The following is a 15,684-nucleotide window of genomic DNA, read 5'->3' on the forward strand; positions in this document are numbered from 1 at the left end:
GTTGTGGTTGCCGGTGTTGCCCCAGCCCAGGTTGCCGACGCCGCCGTTGGCGTTGAGGCCGCCGATGCCGACCAGGTTGTTGCCGTGGAGCCCGATGCCGATGTTGTTGTTGCCGGTGTTGCCCACTCCGAGGTTGTTGTTGCCCAGGTTCCCCATGCCCAGGTTCGCGTTGCCCCAGTTGCCGTTGCCGACGTTGCCGACGCCGAGGTTTCCGGCCCCCAGGTTGCCGTCGCCGACGTTGCCGCCGCCGAGGTTGCCGTTGCCGTTGTTGCCGAGCCCGACGTTCGCGGTGCCTTTGTCGCCGCCGCCGACGTTGGCGTCGCCGTAGTTGCCCAGCCCCAGCAGGTTCTGCGCCTCGCCGCCGACGAACGCCGCCGAACTCGCCGCCAGGTTCTGCACGAACCCCTGATGAAACGCCGCCGCCTCGGCGCTGACGGCCTGATACGCCTCGGCGTGGCCGGAAAACAGCTCCGCCACGGCCGCCGACACCTGGTCGGCGGCGGCGGCCAGCACCCGCGTGGTCGGGGCCGCCGCCGCGGCGTTGGCGGCGGTGATCACCGATCCGATGCCGGCTAGGTCGGTTGCGGCCGCGGTCACGAGCTCCGGTGTGACGAACACGAACGACATCGTCGATTCCCTTTCCGTCACCCCCCGCCTGCTCAACCATCGGTCGGAGCGGGCAAAGCGTTACGGTCGGGGCAGCGGATGGTCGGCGTCGAGCGCGGGCAGCCCGTCGATGCTGCGCCGGTTGCGGCCGACCAGGTGCGCGAACTTCTCGTCGGAGGCCTGCGCGTGATGGGCGTCGAGCACCGGCCGTTCGTCGACGAGCTCGTAGTAGGGCACCGCGAACCCGCAGGCGTCGGCGATCCGTTCGACGTCGACGACGATCACCGCGCGCACGCCGGCGTGCCGGCCGCCGAAACGCGTGAGCAGGCCGGCGAATTCGTCGTCGTCCGGGCGCACGACGCGTCCGCTGCCGAACAGCCGCAGGATCCGCGAGTTGCGGGTGAACGAGCAGAACATGATGGTGATGCGGCCGTCGTCGCGCAGGTGGGCGATCGTTTCCACGCCGCTGCCGAACAGATCGACGTACGCGACGGTGTGCTCGTCGAGCACCGCGAAGGTGTCGCGATAGCCCTTGGGGGAGAGGTTGATTCGGCCACCCTCGGAGGGCGCGGTGGCAACGAAGAATACGGCCTGATCAGAAATGAATTCGGTCAGCGACTCATCGATGCGCGAAAACTCCTTGGCCACGCGCCAAAGCGTAGCGTCGCCGGCCCCGCGGTGTCGCGCGGTTTTTGCGCGGTCAACGCGACGTCGCCGCCGTAGAAGTCGAGGACCCGCGGGTCCATCACGCGCCGCCACAGCGGCGGGATCAACGCCACCAGCAACATGGCGCTGTAGCCGCTGGGCAGCTGCGGCGCGTCATCGACGTGGCGGAGCACCTGGTAGGGGCGCAGCGGATTCGCGTGATGATCGGAATGCCGCTGCAGGTGGAAGAGCAGGACGTTGGTGATCACCGTGCTGCTGTTCCAGCTGTGCGCCGGCCGGACCCGCTCGTAGCGGCCGTTGGGCAGCTGCTGCCGGCGCAGGCCGTAATGCTCCATGTAATTGACCGTCTCGAGCAGGCCGAAGCCGACGATCGCCTGAACGATCAGCCACGGCAGCACGACGGGGCCGAACCATGCCGAAAGTACGGTGAACAGCGCCGCGCTGATGAGCCACGCGTTCAATATGTCGTTGTGCAGCGACCAGCGGGATTTGCCGGCTCCGGCCAACCGGGCCGCCTCGAGGCGCCACGCGGAACGCAGCCCGCCGGTCACCGAGCGGGGCAGGAAGGCGTAGAGGCCCTCGCCGAACCGGGCGCTGGCGGGGTCCTCGGCGGTCGCGACCCGGACGTGGTGTCCGCGGTTGTGTTCGACGTAGAAATGCCCGTAGCAGGTCTGGGCGAGCGCGACCTTGCTCAGCCGCCGTTCGGACCGCTCACGCGTGTGTCCCAATTCGTGCGCGGCGTTGATGGCCAGGCCGCCGATGAGGCCCACGGTCGCCATCAACCCCAGCTTGTCGACGAAACCCATTGTGAGCCAACCCCCGCCACTCCACAGCCAGCAGGCGAAAGCCAGCGACAGGTATTGGTTGGGCAGGTAGAGGTAGGTGGCCCAGCGGTAGAACCGGTCGGTGGCCAGCCAGGCGAGGACGCTCTCGCCGGGCGTCTGCGAGTCGGGCCCGGCCAGGTGGTCCACGATGGGGATGATCACGAACGCCAGGATGGGAACGGTCCACCAGAACACACCGAGCCCGGTGGCCCACACCGCCAGCCAGGACGGGAACACCAGCGCCGGGACGGCCGCCGCGAGCAGCCAGAGGTATCGCTTGGGCTTCCTCCAGCCGGCGGCCCGAAATGGCACACCCGTCCCAGGACATGCAGGAAGTCCAATTCGCAGTGGAAAACCTGTCATGGATGAGTACAGTAGCGCACTTAACGTACCTAAGGTATGCTTAGAGGGGAGTTAGTTAAATCACAGTTCGTTATAAACCCGCATGATCGGAGAGGCGACTCAGGTAATGGCTTTCTCGCGGAGACGTTTCCTGGGTGCCGCCGCGGGCGTCGCGGCGGGCGCGCTCGGCGCGGGGGCGGTGGAGTTCGGCAGTCGGAACGCCTCGGCGAGCGCCGCGCTGCGGCCCCACTACCAGGCCATTGTGGTCGGCAGCGGGTACGGCGGCGGGGTGTCGGCGCTGCGGCTCGCCCAGGCCGGCATCCAGACGCTGATCCTGGAGCGGGGCAGGTGGTGGAACACCCCCGACGCGGACGGCAAGCGCTTCTCGCGGATGGTGCCGGCGGACAACCGCGCGGGGTGGTTCACGTCGGTCCCGCCGAGCCTGGTGCCGTCGTACCGGGGCGTGTCGATCGCGCAGGTGGCCCAGCACTCGCCGTCCACGCAACCGGTCCAGGCCGGAATCTGCGAAAAGGTGGTGCACGGCGCCCACGCGGTGTTCCGCGGGACGGCGGTCGGCGGGGGGTCGATGGTCAACGCCGCGATCGCCGCGATCCCGACGCCCGACCAGGTCCGCACCGCCTTCCCGGACATCGATACCGCCGCGTTCCTGGGGACGTACATCGAGCGCGCCAAGTCCATGCTGCGGATCAGCTATCGCGACATGGACTGGTTCGAGCAGACGCCGTGGTTCCAGTACGCCAGGGTGGGCCGGCAGTACGCGGAGGCGGCCGGCTACCGGGTGGACTACAACGGCAGCGCCTATTCGTTCGACTACATGCAACAGGAAGAGGCGGAACTGGTTCCGCGTTCGGCGCTGAACTTCGAGCAGCAGTACGGCAACAACTACGGCAGGGTCGGCAGCGTCGACCAGACCTACATCGCCGCAGCGCTGGCGACGGGCCGGGCCACGCTGCGGCCGCTCACCGAGGTGACCGGCATCCGGCGCGAGCGCTCGGGCGAATACGTGGTGTCCACCCGCGAGATCGACCGCTTCGGCAAGGAGCTCGCGCGCGCCGAAATCGGCTGCGACCAGCTGCATCTGGGCGCCGGCGTGCTCGGCACCACCGAGCTGCTGCTGCGCGCCCGCGAGAAGGGGACGCTGCCCCACCTGAACGACGAGATCGGCCGCGGGTACGGCAACAACGGGGACATCATGGTCTCCCACATGCTGGCGGAAGGCGATCCGGCCGGCACCCAGCAGTCGCTGATGGGAATGATCAACCTCGACGGCCGCGACGACCCCGACAACCCGGTGTACGCCAGCATGTTCTCGCTACCGCTTCCCGTGGAGACGCTCGCGTTGGGCTACTACGTCATGGTGCGCACCGGCGACCGCGCGCAGATCACCTACGACCGGACGAAGGACTCGATCGCCATCGACTGGCCGGACGGCCACACGGATAACCTGCGCGAGAAGGCCCAGATTGTGTTCGACAAGGTCACGCAGGCCAATGGCGTCGACTACCGCGACGACCTCTTCGAGGGAACGGCGTTCGCGCCCAACACCGTTCACCCGATGGGCGGGGTGGTGCGGGGCCGGGCCACCGACGGCTACGGCAGGGTGAAGGGCTACGACAACCTGTACGTCAACGACGCGTCGCTACTGCCGGGATACCTGGGCTGCAACCCGTTCATGTCGATCACCGCGCTGGCCGAACGCAACATCGAAGGGGTGTTGCAGGGGCGCCACTAAGCGGTGAAACGGTAGTCGTCGAGATCGAATCGCCTGCTGCGCCAGTAGGTCTCCAGCGTGGTCGCCGGGCGCAGCGGCACGTCGCCGTTCTTGTCGAAGTAATAGCTGTTGGCGTGCCGGCAGCTGTCCTGCCAGAAGATCTGCCGGTGCCGCTTGCGCATCATCTCGGCGAAGTAGCGGGCGTTGGCCTCCTCGGTCACCTCGACGCGGGTCGCGCCGTCGCGGCGCGCGCGCTTGAGGCACCGCACGATGTGGTGCGTCTGCGTCTCGATGAGGGCGAAGTACGACGAGCCGACGTAGCCGTACGGGCCGAAAACGGTGAACATGTTGGGGAATTCGGGGACGCTGACGCCCTCGTAGGCCTGCAGGCGGTGCTCGTCCCAGAACCGGCTCAGGGACACCCCGCCGCTCCCGGTGACCGAGAAGGTGGGCACGTTGTCGGTGTCCATCACCTTGAAGCCGGTGGCCAGGATCAACACGTCCACCTCGTGGGCCTCGCCGTCGGTGGTGGCCACCGCGGCGGGGGTGACCTTGTCGATCGGCTCGGTGACCAGCCGCACGTTGTCGCGGTTGAACGTGGCCAGGTAGTCGTTGTGGAAGCCGGGCCGCTTGCAGCCGACGGCGTAACGCGGCGTGAGCTTTTCGCGCACCACCGGGTCGGTGACCTGCTGGCGCAGATAGGACCGACCGGCCGACTCCATCCGCTTGGCGAGCGGGAAGACCGTGAAGTACTGCGCCGCGAGCGGGAAGGTCAGCTCGACGAAGGCCTGGCTGAGCAGCCGCTGGACCACCTTGCCGCCGGGGATCCGCATCGCCCAGCGGGCCGGCGCCGGCAGCGGCACGTCGAACTTGGGGAAGCACCAGATCGGGGTGCGCTGAAAAACCGTGAGCTGGGAGACGATCGGCGCGATCTCGGGAATCACCTGCACGGCCGAGGCGCCGGTCCCGATGATCGCGACGCGCTTGCCGGTGAGGTCCTGGTCGTGGTCCCAGCGCGCGGTGTGCATGGTGATGCCGGCGAAGGAGTCCACGCCGTCGATGTCGGGCAGCTTCGGCACGGTCAGCACGCCGCTGGCGCTGATCAGGAACCGCGCCGTCAACACACCGCCCGGATCGGTCTGCACCCGCCACAGGTGGTTTTCGTCGTCGAACTCGGCGGCCAGCACCTTGGTGTTGAACCGGATCCGCGACCGGATGCCGTATTTGTCGACGCAGTGTTCGGCGTACGCCTTGAGCTCGCCGCCCGGCGCGTAGGTTCGCGACCAGCGCGGGCTCTGCTCGAACGAGTACTGATACGAAAACGACGGAATGTCCACGGCGATACCGGGATACGTGTTCCAGTGCCAGGTGCCGCCGACCCCGTCGCCGGCCTCGATCACGAGGTAGTTGGACAGGCCCGCCTTGTCCAGCTTGATCGCGGCGCCGATGCCGGAGAATCCGGCGCCGACGATCAGGGTCTCGTAGTCGGGTTTCATGCGCGCCCGCTTCCGATGACGTGGACCCCGCGCTTGGGCCGCAGGGTCATCGTCGCCTCGAGTTCTACCGCATGCCCGGCCGCGAGGTCGAAGGCGAAGCGCTGACTCATGATCGCCGCCACCAACACCATCTCCATCAGGGCGAAGCTCTGCCCGATGCAGACGCGCCGGCCGCCACCGAACGGCAGGTACGCCGAGCGTGGGCGGTCCTTGTCCGGCGGGCAGAACCGGTTGGGGTCGAAGGTTTCCGGGTCGCGCCACCAGCGCGGGTCGTGGTGGACGTGGTGGATCGGGATGAGCACGGTGGTGCCGCGGCGGATGTGGTGTCCGCCGATTACATCGTCGTCGACGGCCCGGCGCGAGATGATCCACACCGACGACAGGTAGCGCTGCGTCTCCTGCAGGCACGCGGTGGTCCACGGCAGCCTGCCCAGGTCCTCGGCGGTGGGGCGGCGCGCGCCCAGCACGTCGTCGATCTCGGCCAGCATCCGGTCGCGGGCGTCGGGGTGCTCCGCCATCAGATACCAGAACCAGGACATCGCGTTCGCGGTGGTCTCGTGCCCGGCGAGCATGAAAGTCAGGGCCTCGTCGCGCACCCGCTGCCGGGGCCAGCTTCCGCCGTCGGCGCGCAGCAGCACGTTCAGCAGGTCGGCGGAATCGTTCGGGTGCGCCAGCCGGTCGTCGATCACCGCGTTGACCGCGCGGTCGAGGGTCAGAATGATGTCCTGCATGTCGCGCAGCGGCGGCGGCAGGCGGACGCCCGAGAAGGCCAGCCAGTGCAGCGCGTCGTAGACCGGGGGCGGCATGAGGCCCCACAGCCCGAGCCGCTGCAGGCGCTCGGCGTGCCGCAGCCCGCGCGTCGCCAGGTCGCTCATGCTGTCCACCAACGGCCCGAAGTCCTGGCTGAACAGGGAATTGGCGACCACGCGCAGGGTCGTCTCGACCATCGTCTCGTGGATGTCGAACAGCGTGTCGGGTTTCAGCGCGTCGGTGACGTCGGTGATCGGGTCGATCATCTTCTCGACGATCCCGTTGAGGTGGCGGCGCGCGAAGGTCGGATTCAGCGTGCCGCGGTGGGTGGCCCAGGAATCGCCCTCGTCGGTCAGCAGGTTGATGCCGACGGTGGCGCGGATGGGCTCGTATTCGTTCGACTTGACGTATTTCAGCCGGGCCTCGTGCAGCACGTGATCGACGTAGTCGGGGTGGCTGATCGAGACGAATCGCCTTCCGGCGCAGCGGAACCGGGCGATATCACTGCCACGCACCCGGCCCATGAACCCGTTGCTCACGTCGAATCCGATGGTGAGGGCCTCGCGGGTCATCGTCCAGGAGTTCAGCCGGGTGGCCGGTCCCGCCGCGGGGCGCTCAGCGCTGAGGGTCGCCATGACTCCACTGTATGGATGACGCGGGCGGCCAGTAATGAGATTATCGGACAGGGAGTTGGGATTTTAGGACACGCCATGGGAAATGCTCCGACGCTGAGTCACCCGGTGCACGCGACCCGGGTGTTGTGCGAGGTGGCCAACGAACGCGGGGTTTCGACCGCCGAGGTGTTGGCGGGCACCGCGATCGAGCCGGCCGACCTCGACAACCCGGACGCCATGGTGAGCGCGGTCGACGAGATCGTGGCGGTGCGCCGGTTGCTGGCGCGGCTGCCGTCCGAGGCCGGCGTCGGCGTCGACGTCGGCAGCCGGTCCACGCTGACCCACCTGGGCTTGTTCGGGTTCGCCGTGATGTCGTGCGGCACCCTTCGTGAACTGTTTTCCATCGCGATGCGCTACTTCGCGCTGACCACGATGCACATCCGCCTCACGCTGTTCGAAACGGCCAAGGACTGCGTGATCGAACTCGACGCCAGCCACCTGCCAGCCGACGTGCGGGGGTTCTTCATCGAGCGTGATATCGCCGGAATCATCACGACCACAATGAGTTTCGCGTTGCCGGTGGCGGCGAAGTACGCCGAGGAGGTGACGGCGGAGCTGGCGGTCGACGAGGCGCTGCTGCGCCCGCTGCTGGAACTGGTGCCGGTCCACGACGTCAGGTTCGGCCGGGCGCACAACCGGCTGCATTTCCCGCGGGCCATGTTCGACGAGCCGCTGCCGCAGGCCGACCGTCACACGCTGGAGATGTGCATGGCCCAGTGCGACGTGCTGATGCAGAGCAGCGAGAGCCGCCGCGGTATCACCGCGCTGGTGCGCAGCAAGTTGTTCCGCGATTCCGGCGTGTTCCCGACGCTGGCCGACGTCGCCGACGAACTCGACATCCATCCGCGAACGCTGCGCCGGCGGCTCGCCGAGGAGGGCACCTCGTTTCGGGCCCTGCTGAACGAGGCGCGCTCCACCGTGGCGGTCGATCTGCTGCGCAACGTCGGCCTCACCGTGGAGGAGGTGTCCACCCGGCTGGGCTACACGGAGGTCTCGACGTTCTCGCACGCCTTCCGGCGCTGGTACGGCGTTGCGCCCAGCGAGTATTCGCGCCGGGGCTAGCTAGGGGTGCAGCGCCTTGCGCAGCGCCATCAGTCCCCGGTTGGTGGCTTCGGCGGCCGCGGGTATCACCAGGGAGAAGCTGGCGTACCCGTGCACCATGTCGGGCTCGTTGCTGTGTTCGGCGGGCACGCCCGCGGCGTTGAGCAGCTCGGCGTAGCGCGAGCCGTCGTCGCGCAGGGGGTCGTGTTCGGCGGTCCCGATGAAGGCGGGCGGCAGCCCGGACAGATCCTCGGCGTTGGCCGGGGCCAGCGTGACGGGCAGCGCCTTCGGGTCGGTTATGTCGAGGTCGGGAAGGTACCAGGACAGGAAGGCCTCGATGACGTCGCGGTCCAGGATGGGCGCGTAGGCGTTCTCGGTGTGCGACGGCAGCGACAGGTCGGCGGTCACCACCGGGTACCACAGCAGCTGGAACGTCAGCGCCGGCCCGCCGTTCTCGCGGGCGAGATGCGCCATCACCGCGGCGAGGTTGCCGCCCGCCGAATCCCCGGCCACGGCAATGCGATCCGGGTCGCCGCCCAGCTCGGCGGCGTTCTCGGCGACCCATTGCAGCGCGGCCCAGCAGTCGTTCACGCCGGCCGGGAACGGGTGCTCGGGGGCGAGCCGGTAGTCGACCGACACCACGATCGCCTCGGCGCCGGCGGCGTGGGCGCGGGCGACCGGGTCGTGGGTCTCCAGGTCGCCGAGCGAAAAGCCGCCGCCGTGGTAGAAGACGACGACGGGCCAGGCCTCGGCGTCGCCGGCCGGCCAGTAGATCCGGACCGGGATGTCGGTCAGCTCGCCGTACCCGATCGTCCGCTCCTCGGTCCGCAGGTCCGGCAGCAGTTCGGGGGGCACCTTGAGCTGGCGGAGCCTCGATCGCGCGACCTCGACGCCGTCGGCGGCGTTGAACGTCATCGGGAACACGTCGAGCAGCGCCTTCAACGTCGGATCGATGCTCGGTCGGGCGACGGTCGGCTCAATCATGCGTTCACCGTACGCTTCCGGGCCGTTAATGCAGGGCATTGCGCAGCGCCGCGAGCCCCTTGTCCTGCGCGGCGGTGGCCGCGGGCACCACACCGGCGTAGCCCAGGTAGCCGTGCACCATCGTCTCCGCGTTGTGCACCTCGACCGGGACGCCGGCGGCGGCCAGGCGCTCGCCGTAGCGGATGCCGTCGTCGCGCAGCGGGTCGTGACCGGCGACCCCGATGTAGGCCGGCGGCAGGCCGGCCAGGTTCTTCGCCCGCCCCGGCGCCATGCCCGACGGCGGGTCCGACAGGTCGACTTCGCCTGCGTACCAACGCGAGAACACGGCGACGCCCCTGGCGTCGAGGATCGGCGCGGTCGCGTTTTCGGTGAAGGACGGCAGCGACGCGTCCCACATCGTCGCGGGATACCACAACAGCTGGAACGCGATCGGCGGGCCGCCCTCGTCTCGGGCTCGTTGCGCGATCACCGCGGACATGTTTCCGCCGGCGGAATCCCCGGCGACCGCCATCCGCGCGGTGTCGGCACCGAGCTCGGCGCCGTGCTCGGCCACCCATAGCGTTGCGGCCCAAGCGTCTTCGACGGCCGCAGGGTAGCGGTGCTCGGGCGCCAGCCGGTAGTCGACGGACACCACGATCGCGTCGGCGCCCACCGCGTGCTGGCGAGCTGTGCCGTCGTAGGTATCCAGGTCACCCACGACCCAGCCGCCGCCGTGGAAGAACAGCACCACGGGCGCGTCCCGTGCCGGTTCGGCTGAGGGCCAATAGATCCGGACGCCGATCGCGCCCGCCGGACCCGGAATGGCCCGGTCCTCCACCCGCAGCTCCGGGTGCACCGGCCGGCGCGGCAGGTCGCGGAACCGCTGGCGCGCCGCCGCGACACCATCGTCGGTTGATAGCCGGAACGGAACCGCATCCAGTACCTTCAGCAGGATGGGGTCGATACCAGGCTTTTCCTCGGCTGTCTCCAAGCTGGGCATGGAAGTACCGTACGCACCCCGGCTGGTGTCCGGCGGCTGGGTGGTGGCGGGCTGGGCCGGCCTCGCCTACGGGGTCTACCTGACCGTGGTCGCGTTGCGGTCGCCGCCGGGAACGGCTTTGACCGGTCACTGGGTGCTGCAGCCGCCGTTCAAGGCGTCGATGGCGTTGCTGCTGACCGTCGCCGCGGTGGCGCACCCCATCGTCCGCGAGCGGCGCTGGCTGATGCCCGCGCTGCTGATGTCGGCCGTCGGCGACTGGCTGTTGGCGATCCCGTGGTGGACGATGTCGTTCGGGTTGGGGCTGGCGGCATTCCTGTTGGCGCACTTGTGTTTCCTGGGGGCCCTCATTCCGCTGGCCCGGGTCTCCCGGGTGCGCCTCGCCGCCGTCGCCTTCATGTGCCTGGTCTCCGTGTCGCTGCTGGCGTGGTTCTGGCCGCACCTGGCCCGCGACAAGCTGACCGTCCCGGTGACGCTGTACATGATCGCGCTGACCGCGATGGTCTGCATGGCGCTGCTGGCCGACCTGCCGACGATCTGGACCGCGGTGGGGGCGGTGTGTTTTGCGGCGTCGGACATGATGATCGCCATCGGCCGGTTCATCCTGTACAACGACGCGCTGGCGGTCCCGATCTGGTGGTTGTACGCCGCCGCCCAGGTTTTGATCACGGCCGGGTTCTTCTTCGGTCGCGAGGAACCGGATTACGAGACGGACTACGAGACGGACTACGAGGCCGAGTACGAGACCGATTACGAGCCCGAGTCCGAGTCCGACGAAGGCTAGTTGTCGATCCCGTTGGCTGACAAGGCAACTCCCGAGGTCGAGCCGATCGCCCGAGTGCTGCCCATGCTCTCGGTGCCGCACCTGGACCGCGAGTTCGACTACCTGGTGTCCGGCGAGCAGTCCGACGACGCCCAGCCCGGGGTCCGGGTGCGGGTGCGGTTCCACGGCCGGCTGGTCGACGGGTTCTTGCTGGAGCGCCGCAACGACACCGATCACACCGGCAAGCTGGGCTGGCTGGACCGCGTCGTGTCGGCCGAACCGGTGCTGACGACGGAGATCCGGCGCCTGGTCGACGCGGTGGCCGCGCGCTACGCCGGGACCCGGCCCGACGTGCTGCGCCTGGCCGTGCCCGCCCGGCACGCGCGGGTGGAGCGCGAACCGGCGCCGGCGGTGCGGCCGCCGCCGCCCGCGCCCGTCGACCCCTCGGCGTGGGAGGCCTACGGCCGCGGCGGGCAGTTCCTGGGGGCGCTCGCCGAATCCCGCGCCGCGCGGGCGGTCTGGCAGGCGCTGCCCGGCGACCCCTGGGCGGACCGCTTCGCCGAGGCCGCCGCCCAGACCATCCGGACGGGACGGGCGGTGCTGGCGATCGTGCCCGACCAGCGCGACCTGGACACCCTGTGGGCGGCCGCGACGACCCGGATCGACCAGGAGTGCGTGGTGGCGCTGTCGGCGGGCCTGGGCCCGGCCGCCCGCTACCGGCGGTGGCTGGCCGCGCTGCGCGGCTCGGCGCGCCTGGTGATCGGCACCCGCAGCGCGGTGTTCGCGCCGCTGAGCGACCTGGGCCTGGTCATGGTGTGGGCCGACGGGGACGACAGCCTGGCCGAGCCGCGGGCGCCATACCCGCATGCCCGGGAGGTGGCGATGCTGCGCGCGCATCAGGCCCGGTGCGCGGCGCTGATCGGCGGCTACGCGCGCACCGCCGAGGCCCACGCGCTGGTGCGCAGCGGATGGGCGCACGACATCGTCGCCGCGCGGCCGGTGGTGCGGGCCCGCACCCCGCGGGTGATCGCGCTTGACGACACGGGTTACGCCGACGAACGCGACCCGGCGGCGCGCACCGCGCGCATCCCGTCCATCGCGCTGCGCGCCGCCCGCTCGTCGCTCGAGGCCGGGGCGCCGGTGCTGGTGCAGGTGCCGCGGCGCGGGTACGTCCCGTCGCTGGCCTGCGGGCGCTGCCGCGCCATCGCCCGGTGCCGGCAATGCACGGGCCCGCTGTCCCTGCAGGAGCGGGGGCCCGGCGCCGTGTGCCGGTGGTGCGGCCGCGCCGAGCCGGCGCTGCGGTGCGCGCGGTGCGGATCGGACGCGGTGCGCGCGGTCGTCGTCGGCGCCCGCCGCACCGCCGAGGAACTCGGCCGCGCTTTCGCCGGCACGCCGGTCGTCACCTCAGCGGGCGACGCCATCGTGGCGGAGGTCGCCGCCCGCCCGGCCCTGGTGGTCGCCACCCCCGGTGCCGAACCCCGCGCGGCGGGCGGGTATGGCGCGGCGCTGCTGCTGGACACCTGGGCGCTGCTGGGGCGCCAGGACCTGCGCGCCGCCGAGGACGCCCTGTGGCGCTGGATGAGCGCCGCCGCGCTGGTGCGCGCCCGCGGCGGCGGCGGCGCGGTGATGGTGGTGGCCGAATCGTCCATTCCCACAGTGCAATCGCTGATCCGTTGGGATCCGGTGGGCCACGCCGAGGCCGAGCTGGCGGGGCGGGCCGAGGTGGGCCTGCCGCCCAGCGTGCACATCGCCGCCATCGACGGGACGGCCGGCGCCGTCGCGGCGCTGCTCGAACAGGCCCGCCTGCCCGAGGCGGCGGACCTTCTCGGCCCGGTCGACCTGCCCGCGGGGGTCCGCCGCCCGGCCGGCACCGCCGCCGGCGCGCCGGTGACCCGCATGCTGGTGCGGGTCCCGCGCGCCCAGGGCCTGGCGCTCGCCGCCGCTTTGCGCAGCGGCGTCGGCGTGCTCAGCGCCCGGCAAAACCACGAGCCGGCGCGGGTGCAGATCGACCCGCTGCACATCGGATAGCCGGGGCCGTAGGCAAACGCTCCGCCGCGGCGATAGTATGTGTGGGAAATAATCCCTGACCTCGATATTAGAAGGCTGTTACACTTCCTACTCCTTGGCCCGCGGATGCTCGGGGGAGGCCCGGAAAGGGGCGCAATGGCGGCGGACAACGCGACGGAAGCGGACGAGTCATTGGACGTGATCACGGACGCGTTGCTGACGGCATCACGCTTGCTGGTGGCCATCTCGGCGCGCTCGATCAGCCAGGTCGACGAGACCATCACCATCCCGCAGTTCCGGACCCTGGTGATCCTGTCCAACCGGGGCCCGGTCAACCTCGCCACGCTGGCCAGCCTGCTGGGTGTGCAACCCTCGGCCACCGGCCGCATGGTCGACCGGCTGGTCGCCGCCGGGCTGATCGACCGCCTCCCGCATCCCACGTCCCGTCGCGAGCTGCTCGCCGCCCTGACCAAGCGCGGGCGCGAGGTCGTCCGCCGGGTCACCGCGTACCGGCGCGCCGAGATCGCCGTCATCGTGGAGAAGATGCCGCCGCCGGAGCGTCACGGGCTGGTGCGGGCCCTGACCGCGTTCACCGCCGCCGGGGGCGAGCCCGACGTCCACGTGGACGCCGACCTCGACTTGTAGCCTGGCTCAACGCCTTTCGGCCGTCACCAGGAGGTACTCCCACCGCATGGCGCCGTCGGCCAGGTACCGGCCGGCGAGCTCCACGAGCTGGGCGTCGAGTTCGGCGGCCAGCACCCGGTTGTGGCCGATGTTCGCGTACGCCTCGATCGTGGGGCCGTAGTGGTGCTTGAAGTAGGCGTGGACGGCCTCGGGGCCGTCGAACCGATGCACCCGGAGATTGCGCCGCAGCAGGCTGACGCGGCCGACCCGGTCGCCTAGCAGCCCGGTGACGTAGCCCTCACGGCCCCACAGCGCCGCCGGGGGCACGGCCGGCGACAGGCTGGGCCGGTACGGCCTGATCGTGGCCAGCATCCGGCCGAAGAAGCCCTCCGGGGTCCAGCTGATCACGCCGATCGTCCCGCCCGGCCGGCAGACCCGCACCAGCTCGTCGGCGGCGCGCCGGTGATCGGGCGCGAACTGCACGCCGATCGCCGAGATCACGGCGTCGAACTCGCCGTCGCCGAACGGCAGCGCGTGCGCGTTGGCCTCCCGGTGATCGAGCGTCAGCCCGCGCGCCGCCGCCCGCGCCTGGGACCGCCGCAGCAGTTCGGGTGTGAGGTCGGTGGAGACGACATCGGCGCCGGCCGCGGCGGCGGGAAGCGAGATGTTGCCCGAGCCGGCGGCGACGTCGAGCACCCGCGCGCCCGGTCCGATGCCCGCGGCGGCGACCAGCACCGGGCCCAGCGGCGCCATCACCTCCTCGGCCATCAGCGCATAGTCGCCGAGCGCCCACATCGCGCGATGGGTGGCCGCAAGGGTGTCGGGAGCGTTGGTGTCGACGGCGTCGAGAGTCATCGGACCTCCTCAAGGTCGCGGGCGCGGCAGGGGCAGTCGTTGACTCTCACCGCTAGAAATAATAGCAATAGGAAACAATATACTGACGCAACTGTGTGAAACCTGGGCATGTCCTGCGGAGATCCGGTGCTTTCTAGACTTGTGCGCGTGCGCCTCGTCTTCGCCGGCACCCCCGAACCCGCGCTGCCCGCGCTGCGCCGCCTCGTCGACTCGCCCCGGCACGAGGTGGTCGCGGTGCTGACCCGGCCCGACGCCGCGGCCGGCCGGCGCGGCAAGCCGGAGCCGTCGCCGGTGGCCCGCGAGGCGCTCGACCGCGGCATCCCGGTGCTGCGGCCGGCGCGGCCCAATTCGCCGGAGTTCGTCGCCGAGCTGTCGGAGTTGGCGCCGGACTGCTGCCCGGTGGTGGCCTACGGCGCGCTGCTGCGCGACGAGCTGCTCGCGGTGCCCCCGCACGGCTGGATCAACCTGCACTTCTCGTTGCTGCCGGCCTGGCGCGGCGCCGCGCCGGTGCAGGCCGCGATCGCCGCGGGGGACGCCATCACCGGGGCGACCACGTTCCGGATCGAGCCGAGCCTGGACTCCGGACCGGTGTACGGGGTGGTGACCGAGACGATCCGGCCGACCGACACCGCGGGCGATCTGCTTGAGCGCCTGGCGCTTTCGGGGGCGGCGCTGTTGTCGGCCACGCTGGACGGCATCGCCGACGGCACTCTGACACCGCGGCCGCAGCCCGCCGACGGCGTCAGCACGGCGCCGAAGATCAGCGTGGAAGCGGCCCGGGTGCGCTGGGAGCTGCCCGCGCCGGTGGTCGAGCGCCGGATCCGCGCCGTCACGCCCAACCCGGGCGCCTGGACGCTCATCGGCGACCTCCGGGTCAAGGTCGGGCCCGTGGCGATCGACCGGGCTCCAATACCGTTGGCGCCCGGCGTCATTCACGCGGACCGCAAGAACGTGTGGGTCGGCACCGGCTCGGAACCGGTGCGGCTGGGCCAGATTCAGCCCCCCGGCAAGAAGTTGATGAACGCGGCCGACTGGGCGCGCGGCGCCCGGCTCGACGCCGCCGCCCGGGCGTCGTGAACGACCGGGGGCGCGCCAGGAGGCGCCGGCCGCTGGACCCGGCGCGCGCCGCCGCGTTCGAGGTGCTTCGGGCCGTCAGCGAGCGCGACGCGTACGCCAACCTGGCCCTGCCCGCGCTGCTGCGCCAGCGCGGAATCACCGGCCGCGACGCCGCTTTCGCCACCGAGCTCACGTACGGCACCTGCCGCACCCGGGGCCTGCTCGACGCGGTCATCGGCGCGGCCGCCGGGCGATCGCCGGACGCCATCGACCCGGTCCTGCTCGACC

15 protein-coding genes are annotated in these 15,684 nt (G+C 70.7%); 7 read left to right on the forward strand and 8 right to left on the reverse strand.

The genetic code is table 11. From position 1 onward, the window contains the following. From A5655_RS29310 to A5655_RS24465, 3 genes are all read right to left on the reverse strand, one after another. On the reverse strand, positions 1–648 hold a 648-nt coding region (locus A5655_RS29310), incomplete at its 3' end, for a PE family protein (protein ID WP_304441668.1). 39 nt (positions 649–687) lie between these two features. Then, positions 688–1,254 carry a pyridoxamine 5'-phosphate oxidase family protein gene (locus tag A5655_RS24460; RefSeq protein ID WP_067014836.1) on the reverse strand — a complete coding sequence of 189 codons (567 nt, stop codon included), beginning with the start codon at positions 1,252–1,254 and terminating at the stop codon, positions 688–690. Beyond that, entirely contained in the window at positions 1,218–2,408 is a 1,191-nt protein-coding gene (locus tag A5655_RS24465) for an alkane 1-monooxygenase (protein WP_067014838.1), read from the reverse strand. Before A5655_RS24465 ends, A5655_RS24460 begins: the two co-directional genes overlap by 37 nt. Positions 2,409–2,565: 157 nt before the next feature. Between A5655_RS24465 and A5655_RS24470 the strand changes: the two genes are divergently transcribed. Continuing rightward, a complete protein-coding gene (locus A5655_RS24470; RefSeq protein WP_067014841.1) occupies positions 2,566–4,191 on the forward strand; it encodes a GMC oxidoreductase in 1,626 nt (541 codons plus the stop codon). On the opposite strand, the gene A5655_RS24475 is transcribed toward A5655_RS24470, so the two are convergent. Both A5655_RS24475 and A5655_RS24480 read right to left on the reverse strand, forming a co-directional pair. Further along, on the reverse strand, positions 4,188–5,666 hold the full coding sequence (locus A5655_RS24475; RefSeq protein WP_067014844.1) for an NAD(P)/FAD-dependent oxidoreductase: 1,479 nt from the start codon (positions 5,664–5,666) through the stop codon (positions 4,188–4,190). The genes A5655_RS24470 and A5655_RS24475 overlap by 4 nt on opposite strands. Then, complete coding sequence (locus A5655_RS24480; RefSeq protein WP_067014847.1) at positions 5,663–7,051, reverse strand: cytochrome P450; 1,389 nt, start codon at positions 7,049–7,051, stop codon at positions 5,663–5,665. Before A5655_RS24480 ends, A5655_RS24475 begins: the two co-directional genes overlap by 4 nt. 75 nt (positions 7,052–7,126) lie before the next feature. On the opposite strand from A5655_RS24480, the gene A5655_RS24485 reads away from it, so the two are divergent. Next, entirely contained in the window at positions 7,127–8,152 is a 1,026-nt protein-coding gene (locus A5655_RS24485) for an AraC family transcriptional regulator (RefSeq protein WP_067014850.1), read from the forward strand. Here the strand turns inward: A5655_RS24485 and A5655_RS24490 are convergent, their stop codons facing one another. Beyond that, positions 8,153–9,115 carry an alpha/beta hydrolase gene (locus A5655_RS24490; RefSeq protein WP_067014852.1) on the reverse strand — a complete coding sequence of 321 codons (963 nt, stop codon included), beginning with the start codon at positions 9,113–9,115 and terminating at the stop codon, positions 8,153–8,155. Between the two features lie 25 nt (positions 9,116–9,140). Then, complete coding sequence (locus A5655_RS24495; protein ID WP_067014855.1) at positions 9,141–10,094, reverse strand: alpha/beta hydrolase; 954 nt, start codon at positions 10,092–10,094, stop codon at positions 9,141–9,143. On the opposite strand from A5655_RS24495, the gene A5655_RS24500 reads away from it, so the two are divergent. The 3 genes from A5655_RS24500 (at position 10,093) to A5655_RS24510 (ending at position 13,506) form a co-directional block, all read left to right on the forward strand. Continuing rightward, positions 10,093–10,875 carry a lysoplasmalogenase gene (locus A5655_RS24500; RefSeq protein ID WP_082978867.1) on the forward strand — a complete coding sequence of 261 codons (783 nt, stop codon included), beginning with the start codon at positions 10,093–10,095 and terminating at the stop codon, positions 10,873–10,875. The genes A5655_RS24495 and A5655_RS24500 overlap by 2 nt on opposite strands. A gap of 63 nt (positions 10,876–10,938) precedes the next feature. Next, the gene (locus tag A5655_RS24505) at positions 10,939–12,882 is read left to right on the forward strand and encodes a primosomal protein N' (protein ID WP_067014864.1); all 1,944 of its coding nucleotides are present in this window, start codon (positions 10,939–10,941) and stop codon (positions 12,880–12,882) included. A 135-nt stretch (positions 12,883–13,017) separates the two neighbouring features. After that, complete coding sequence (locus tag A5655_RS24510) at positions 13,018–13,506, forward strand: MarR family winged helix-turn-helix transcriptional regulator (RefSeq protein WP_067014858.1); 489 nt, start codon at positions 13,018–13,020, stop codon at positions 13,504–13,506. A gap of 6 nt (positions 13,507–13,512) precedes the next feature. Here the strand turns inward: A5655_RS24510 and A5655_RS24515 are convergent, their stop codons facing one another. Continuing rightward, positions 13,513–14,340: a class I SAM-dependent methyltransferase gene (locus A5655_RS24515; protein ID WP_067014861.1), complete on the reverse strand. Its 828-nt coding sequence runs from the start codon at positions 14,338–14,340 to the stop codon at positions 13,513–13,515. Between the two features lie 147 nt (positions 14,341–14,487). On the opposite strand from A5655_RS24515, the gene fmt reads away from it, so the two are divergent. Next, positions 14,488–15,417, forward strand: a complete 930-nt coding sequence (gene fmt / locus A5655_RS24520) for a methionyl-tRNA formyltransferase (protein WP_067014868.1) — start codon at positions 14,488–14,490, stop codon at positions 15,415–15,417. Beyond that, the coding region (locus A5655_RS24525) for a transcription antitermination factor NusB (RefSeq protein WP_304441669.1) at positions 15,414–15,684 on the forward strand (271 nt) is incomplete at its 3' end. The genes fmt and A5655_RS24525, both read left to right, overlap by 4 nt.

Origin of the sequence: Mycobacterium sp. 1081908.1 (genome assembly GCF_001673535.1) — a bacterium.
Classification (GTDB): domain Bacteria; phylum Actinomycetota; class Actinomycetes; order Mycobacteriales; family Mycobacteriaceae; genus Mycobacterium.

What these genes read in the sequence shown, in the direction of transcription:
- A5655_RS24470 (WP_067014841.1), top strand. Translation starts at nt 2,566, where the DNA reads ATGGCTTTCTCGCGGAGACGTTTCCTGGGTGCCGCCGCGGGCGTCGCG.
- A5655_RS24475 (WP_067014844.1), bottom strand. Translation starts at nt 5,666, where the DNA reads ATGAAACCCGACTACGAGACCCTGATCGTCGGCGCCGGATTCTCCGGC.
- A5655_RS24480 (WP_067014847.1), bottom strand. Translation starts at nt 7,051, where the DNA reads ATGGCGACCCTCAGCGCTGAGCGCCCCGCGGCGGGACCGGCCACCCGG.
- A5655_RS24485 (WP_067014850.1), top strand. Translation starts at nt 7,127, where the DNA reads ATGGGAAATGCTCCGACGCTGAGTCACCCGGTGCACGCGACCCGGGTG.
- A5655_RS24490 (WP_067014852.1), bottom strand. Translation starts at nt 9,115, where the DNA reads ATGATTGAGCCGACCGTCGCCCGACCGAGCATCGATCCGACGTTGAAG.
- A5655_RS24500 (WP_082978867.1), top strand. Translation starts at nt 10,093, where the DNA reads ATGGAAGTACCGTACGCACCCCGGCTGGTGTCCGGCGGCTGGGTGGTG.
- A5655_RS24495 (WP_067014855.1), bottom strand. Translation starts at nt 10,094, where the DNA reads ATGCCCAGCTTGGAGACAGCCGAGGAAAAGCCTGGTATCGACCCCATC.
- A5655_RS24505 (WP_067014864.1), top strand. Translation starts at nt 10,939, where the DNA reads ATGCTCTCGGTGCCGCACCTGGACCGCGAGTTCGACTACCTGGTGTCC.
- A5655_RS24510 (WP_067014858.1), top strand. Translation starts at nt 13,018, where the DNA reads ATGGCGGCGGACAACGCGACGGAAGCGGACGAGTCATTGGACGTGATC.
- A5655_RS24515 (WP_067014861.1), bottom strand. Translation starts at nt 14,340, where the DNA reads ATGACTCTCGACGCCGTCGACACCAACGCTCCCGACACCCTTGCGGCC.